Annotated in this window: 5 protein-coding genes and 1 pseudogene; 2 read left to right on the top strand and 4 right to left on the bottom strand. The window is 72.8% G+C overall.

The window, feature by feature from the left end; all coding sequences use genetic code 11:
- Nucleotides 1-151: 151 nt before the first annotated feature.
- The gene (locus G3I40_RS13065) at nucleotides 152-1,267 is read right to left on the bottom strand and encodes a citrate synthase 2 (RefSeq protein ID WP_164302330.1); all 1,116 of its coding nucleotides are present in this window, start codon (nucleotides 1,265-1,267) and stop codon (nucleotides 152-154) included.
- 274 nt (nucleotides 1,268-1,541) lie between these two features.
- Between G3I40_RS13065 and pdxH the strand changes: the two genes are divergently transcribed.
- On the top strand, nucleotides 1,542-2,180 hold the full coding sequence (pdxH, locus tag G3I40_RS13060; protein ID WP_164302331.1) for a pyridoxamine 5'-phosphate oxidase: 639 nt from the start codon (nucleotides 1,542-1,544) through the stop codon (nucleotides 2,178-2,180).
- Nucleotides 2,181-2,191: 11 nt separating this feature from the next.
- Here the strand turns inward: pdxH and G3I40_RS13055 are convergent, their stop codons facing one another.
- Nucleotides 2,192-3,055, bottom strand: a complete 864-nt coding sequence (locus G3I40_RS13055; protein ID WP_164302329.1) for an alpha/beta hydrolase — start codon at nucleotides 3,053-3,055, stop codon at nucleotides 2,192-2,194.
- Nucleotides 3,056-3,545: 490 nt separating this feature from the next.
- A complete protein-coding gene (locus tag G3I40_RS13050; RefSeq protein WP_164302328.1) occupies nucleotides 3,546-4,238 on the bottom strand; it encodes a metal-dependent transcriptional regulator in 693 nt (230 codons plus the stop codon).
- Between the two features lie 349 nt (nucleotides 4,239-4,587).
- On the opposite strand from G3I40_RS13050, the gene G3I40_RS13045 reads away from it, so the two are divergent.
- Entirely contained in the window at nucleotides 4,588-5,352 is a 765-nt protein-coding gene (locus G3I40_RS13045; protein WP_164302327.1) for an SIS domain-containing protein, read from the top strand.
- A gap of 14 nt (nucleotides 5,353-5,366) precedes the next feature.
- Here G3I40_RS13045 and G3I40_RS13040 read toward each other — a convergent pair.
- Nucleotides 5,367-5,573 (bottom strand): annotated as a pseudogene (locus G3I40_RS13040) (diguanylate cyclase); the annotation flags it as partial.

Here is a 5,573-nt window from a genome sequence, read left to right as displayed (position 1 = left end):
TCGCGCAGTTCCCCGCGCCCCTGAGATGCGCACTGCGTGCGCCATCCCCCTAGGAAGGCAAGCGGCGAGGCCGCAAGCCTTCCAGGGGCGCGGGGAACTGCGCGAGAAGCCCCCACCGGCCCGCAGCCGCGATCAGTCGCGAACCCGCCGGCTACCGGGCGGCAATATCGGCGAACCCCTCAATGCTCTCCGGCTGGCGAGACCCGGGCCCCACATAGCGCGCCGAGGGACGGACGAGCCGACCCGTCCGCTTCTGCTCAAGAACGTGCGCGGACCACCCCGCCGTACGGGCGCACGTGAACATCGACGTGAACATGTGCGCGGGCACCTCGGCGAAGTCGAGCACGATCGCCGCCCAGAACTCCACGTTCGTGGCGAGCACCCGGTCGGGCCGCCGTGCGTGCAGTTCGGCCAGCGCGGCCTTCTCCAGCGCCTCGGCGACCTCGAAGCGCGGGGCGCCCAGTTCGCGGGCGGTCCGGCGCAGCACGCGCGCCCGCGGGTCCTCGGCCCGGTACACCCGGTGCCCGAAGCCCATGAGCCGCTCGCCCTTGTCCAGCGCCCGGCGCACGAACGCGTCGGCGTCCCCGGTCCGCTCGATCTCCTCGATCATGCCGAGGACCCGGGAGGGGGCGCCGCCGTGCAGCGGCCCGGACATGGCGCCGACGGCACCGGACAGCGCGGCGGCGACGTCGGCGCCGGTCGAGGCGATGACCCGGGCGGTGAAGGTCGAGGCGTTCATGCCGTGCTCGGCGGCGCTCGTCCAGTACGCGTCGACGGCCGCCACGTGCTTGGGGTCGGGCTCCCCGCGCCAGCGGATCATGAAGCGCTCGACGACGGACTGCGCCTTGTCGATCTCGCTCTGCGGCACCATCGGCAGGCCCTGGCCCCGGGCGGACTGGGCGACGTACGACAGGGCCATGACGGCGGCCCGGGCCAGGTCGTCACGGGCCTGCTTCTCGTCGATGTCGAGCAGCGGCTTCAGGCCCCACACGGGCGCGAGCATGGCGAGCGCGGACTGGACGTCGACGCGGATGTCCCCGGAGTGGACGGGGATGGGGAAGGGCTCGGCCGGCGGCAGACCGGGGTCGAAGGCGCCGTCGACCAGCAGGCCCCACACGTTGCCGAACGACACGTGGCCGACCAGGTCCTCGATGTCGACGCCCCGGTACCGCAGGGCGCCGCCCTCCTTGTCCGGTTCGGCGATCTCCGTCTCGAACGCGACGACGCCTTCGAGGCCGGGTACGAAGGAGGGGTCAGTGTCGGACATCAGGCGGCTCCTCGTGATGCGTGGACGCGGTGGACTCGATCTGGTGGGGGACGGATGCGCGGCGGTTCGTCCACCGCTCGCGCTCCGGGTCGCTCACACCCGTGATGCCCCGTACGGCATGCGACTCAACCGTTCCGGTCCCTGGAAGATAGCCCTCGGTGCCACACTTGGCGAGAGGCGGCGGCACTCAGTGCCATGTTTCACTCCGCGGACCTCCGTCCGGCAGGATGACGCCGTGAGCGCCCACGAGAGCCCCGTGCCCGATCCCGCCGCCATGCGCGAGCAGTACCGCACCCACCCCGGCGGCCTCCTGGAGACCGACCTCGCCGCGCACCCCATGGACCAGTTCGCGCGCTGGTTCAAGGAAGCGGCGGCCCCCGGCTCCCCGCTGGCCGAGCCGAACGCGATGGTCGTCTCCACCGTGGACGCCACGGGCCGCCCCAGCTCCCGTACCGTCCTGCTGAAGTCGTACGACGACGCGGGCTTCGTCTTCTACACCAACTACGGCTCCCGCAAGGCCCGCGAGCTGGCCGTCAACCCGGGCATCGCGCTGCTGTTCCCCTGGCACTCGATGGGCCGTCAGGTCCAGGTCACCGGGACGGCCGCGCGGACGTCGCGGGAGGAGACGGCGGCGTACTTCCGCTCGCGGCCGCACGGGTCCCGGCTCGGCGCATGGGCCAGCGCCCAGTCGTCCGTGCTGCGGACCCGGGCCGAACTCGACGCCTCGTACGAGGAGTTGGTGCTCCGCTACCCGGTGGGCGCGGAGGTTCCCGTGCCGCCGCACTGGGGCGGCTTCCGGGTCGCGCCGGAGACGGTCGAGTTCTGGCAGGGCAGGGAGAACCGCCTGCACGACCGGCTCCGCTACGCGGCCGGCGCCGACGGCGGCTGGCGCGTCGAGCGGCTCAGTCCCTGAGGACCGGGCCGCTACAGCTCCGCCAGCACCCCGTCCAGGAACGGCTCGATCGCCGCGCGCCAGGCCGCGGGCTGGTCGTAGTGGACCAGGTGACCGGCGTCGGCCACCTCCGCGTACTGGCCCCGGGGCAGGACCCGGACCATCTCCTGCGCCTCGGCCCGGCCCAGCTCCCCGTCGAGACCGCGCACCACGAGCGCGGGGCACTGCACGGCCGCCAGTTCCTCCCAGTGCGCGTCGAACACCCACGTCGAGCGGGCCTGCAGCATCTGGCGGCGGGAGAACACCGGGCGCCAGCCGTCCGACGACTCGGTCATCACCTCGGCGTAGAAGCCGCCGCGCGCCGGATTGGGCCGCTCCACCCAGGGGTCGTCCTCGCCGAACCACTTGCGTACGTCGGCGAGCGTGGCGAACGGCAGCGGCCACGCCTTGAACCAGTCCTCCCACTCCCGCTGGGAGGCGGCGCCGAGGGCCGAGGCCCGCATGTCGCAGATGACCAGGCCGCGGACCAGGTCGGGGCGCCGGGCGGCGAGCTGCCACGCCGTGAGCGCGCCCATGGAGTGCCCGATGAGAACGGCCGGTTCGAGCCCCAGCTGCACCAGGGCGGCCTCCGCGTCCAGCACGTACGCCTCACGGTCGAACGGGCCCTGCGGGGGCTTGTCGCTCTGACCGTGGCCCCGCTGGTCCAGGGCGACCGCGCGGTGCCGCTCGGAGAGCCAGCGCGCTGTGCCGGCCCAATGGGACGCCCGGCCCATCAGGCCGTGCAGTAACAGGACGCCGGGCGTGCGCCCGCCGTCGCCCGTCTTGGGCGGGTCGGCGAACTCCCAGGCGGCCAGGCGGGCCCCGCCCGTCCCCGTCACGTCGATACGCCGTGCCATAGGCCCTGGCACCCCCTTGTGGTCGCGCCTGCAGTCGCGTACCCGCGCACGTTATCGAACCCATTTTCGAAAACGTGGTGCTCTTCGGCAACACCCCTCGTTTGAGTGACATCGCTCAAGGAATGACCTGCGTCGCCGAGGGGATCTCTCTCTCGGGAGGCGGACCGCTCGGGGAAATCGGTCCGAAGGGGATGACCCTGGGAGCTCGGGGCTCCGGGTCAGCACAGGGGAGGACAGGCCCCGGCGCCGCAAGGCGCCGGGGCCCTCTGCTGCGAGCGCCCCCCGCACCCGTCGCGCGCCGAACGGCAGGTCCATACCAGGCCCCCTCCGGTCATATGCCTCACGCGACAGCCTTGCACGCGCGGCGCGGCAGCGCTGCGATTCCGCACAGTGAATCTTGCTTTCTGCGCCAAAACGCCCGCCGTACCGCGAGGAACCAACTGCCCGTCAGGTCACGGAAGTTGACGCGCGCACCCGCTGCGCGCCCGGGTCAGCGCTTCGCCACGAACACATGCGAGGCGATGTCCGCCTCCAGCTCCGCCGCCTCACCGCTGCTGCCCACCAGCACACCGCCCGGCGACTGCGTCACGCTGACCACGGAACCGGGCTGCACACCCGCCCGGCGCAGCGTGTACATCAGCTGGGCGTCCGTCTGGATCGGCTCGCCGATGCGCCGCACGACGACGGTCTTGCCGTCCGCCCCGGCGTCCAGATCGGCGAGCGAGACCATGCCCTCGTCCAGGAACGGGTCCGCCCCGTCCTTCTCGCCCAGCTCCTCCAGGCCCGGGATCGGATTCCCGTACGGCGACTCGGTCGGGTGGCGCAGCAGATCGAGCACGCGCCGCTCGACGGCCTCGCTCATCACGTGCTCCCAGCGGCAGGCCTCCGCGTGCACCTGCTCCCACTCCAGGCCGATCACGTCGACCAGCAGGCACTCGGCGAGCCGGTGCTTGCGCATCACGCGCGTGGCGAGCCGGCGGCCCTCGTCGGTCAGCTCCAGGTGCCGGTCGGCGGCGACGGCCACCAGACCGTCGCGCTCCATGCGGGCCACGGTCTGGCTGACCGTCGGGCCGCTCTGGTCGAGCCGCTCGGCGATCCGGGCGCGCATGGGGACCACACCTTCCTCTTCGAGCTCGAGGATGGTGCGGAGGTACATCTCCGTGGTGTCGATCAGTCCGGACATACGTGCCCCTCGTGTAGCTCTCTGCTTCGCGGCGGCTCCGCTGGCTCACCGGCGACGCTCGTGCGCAGGTCCTGTCGTCAAACTCCCGCCGTCCGCCCGAGAGCGGGCCTTGCGGCGGGAGCGCGTGCCGGACGCCGTGAGGCAGACGGGAGATTGACGACAGGACCTGCCCTGCCCCCAATTCTGACGCATACCGCTGACAACCGTGCCGCGCCGGGGAAACGGCGCCCTCCCGGCCCGCTCCCGGCGCCTCCACGGCCCCGTCGCGGGGCTCCGGACCGTATTGACACAGCCCTGGTCCAGACCGCACCGTGATCCGCGACACAGACGCCATGAAGGGGTTATGCCGATGAGCGGGAGCACGCCGGCCCTGCAGTACCTCGACGCCGCGATCGGCCTGCTGCAGCGGGTCCGTGACGAGGAGCGGGAGAACATCACCGCCGCCGGCACCCTGCTCGCCGACACCGTCGTCGCGGGCGGCCGCCTCTTCGCCTTCGGCGCGGGCCACTCCTCGCTCGCCGCGCAGGACGTCGTCTACCGCGCCGGCAGCCTCGCCCTGATGAACCTGATGGCCGTGCCCGGCGCCGTGGGCGTGGACGTCATGCCGGCCACGCTCGGCTCGGCCCTGGAGCGGGTCGACGGCCTGGCCGCGGCGGTCCTGGACTCCAGCCCCGCGACCGCAGGCGACGCCCTCGTCATCATCTCCCTGTCCGGCCGCAACGCCCTGCCCGTGGAAATGGCCATGAACGCCCGGGCACTGGGCCTGAAGGTGATCGGCGTGACCTCACTCGCGTACGCCACCGGCCCTGACGCCCCGAAGTCCCGCCACGCCTCCGGCACGTACCTGCGCGACCACTGCGACGTCGTCCTGGACTCGAAGATCGACGTCGGCGACGCGGAACTCTCCCACGAGGGCGTCGACGCCCCCTTCGCCTCCGCCTCCACCGTCACCACCAGCGCCCTGATGCAGGCGACGCTGGCCACCTGCGCCACCGTCCTCGCCGACCGCGGCATCCAGCCACCCCTGCTCCGCTCGGGCAACGTGGACGGCGGCCACGACTGGAACGCCCGCGTCTTCGCGGAGTACCGCGACCGGATCTTCTACCAGCACTGAGGCCCCGCGGGGCGCTACGGACCGACCCGCGCCAGATCCACCGCGGCAGCGATCCGCGCGGCCACGCTCTCCGCGTACATCGCGTCCCCGCGCTCGAACCGCGTCCGGCTCGGCCCCCGCAGGAACGTCACCACCCCGAGCGTGCGGCCCCGGCTGCGCAGCACCGCGCACAGCGCGAACACGGACCCCTCGGGCCAGTGCCGCGCGGCCGCCCAGCCGTC

The organism is Streptomyces sp. SID14478 (genome assembly GCF_010548525.1).
GTDB lineage: Bacteria > Actinomycetota > Actinomycetes > Streptomycetales > Streptomycetaceae > Streptomyces.
Note: the sequence above shows the minus strand (reverse complement) of the source record. Positions and strands in the feature narration are given on the sequence as shown.